The organism is Aminobacter sp. P4_D5 (assembly GCF_056401815.1).
This window is the reverse complement of the sequence record NZ_JBFUIP010001330.1, coordinates 1-531: the sequence shown is the minus strand read 5'-3', so window position 1 is coordinate 531 and position 531 is coordinate 1. Positions and strand designations below refer to the sequence as shown.

Annotated in this window: 1 protein-coding gene; it reads left to right on the top strand. The window is 68.0% G+C overall.

Annotated features, from left to right (window positions below):
* Positions 1–29 precede the first annotated feature (29 nt).
* A partial coding sequence (locus AC1DWF_RS38225; protein ID WP_476843607.1) for a type 2 periplasmic-binding domain-containing protein occupies positions 30–531 on the top strand: 502 nt, incomplete at its 3' end.

Sequence of the window (531 nt, the reverse complement as noted above, 5' to 3'; positions counted from 1 at the left end):
GCCGGAGGGACGCGCTTCCGGAGACGCCCATGCGCCGCCTGTTCCTGAACCTTGCGCTGCTGCTCGCCATCGCCTTGCTGGCCCAGCCTTGGCCTGCGTCGGCGCAGCAGCGGGTGCTGAACATCTACAACTGGGCGGACTACATCGACCCCTATGCGATCGAGCGCTTCCAGCGCGAGACGGGCATCCGCATCCGCTACGACGTGTACGACACGCTGGAGACGCTCGAGGGCAAGCTTTCCGCGGGACGTTCGGGCTACGACATCGTGGTGCCCACCAGCGAGCCCGCCTTCAACCGGCTGGTGCGCGCCAATGCGCTGATGCCGCTCGACATGGCGCGCATTCCGAATGCGTCGAACCTCGATGCCGCGCTGATGGCGCGCATCGCGGGGGTGGATCCGGGCAACCGGCACGGGGTGATCTATCTCTGGGGCACGGTCGGCTTCGGCATGAACGCGGCCCGCATCCGCGAGGTCGCGCCCGACGCGCCGATGGACAGCCTGCAGCTGTTGCTGAACCCGGACCATGCAC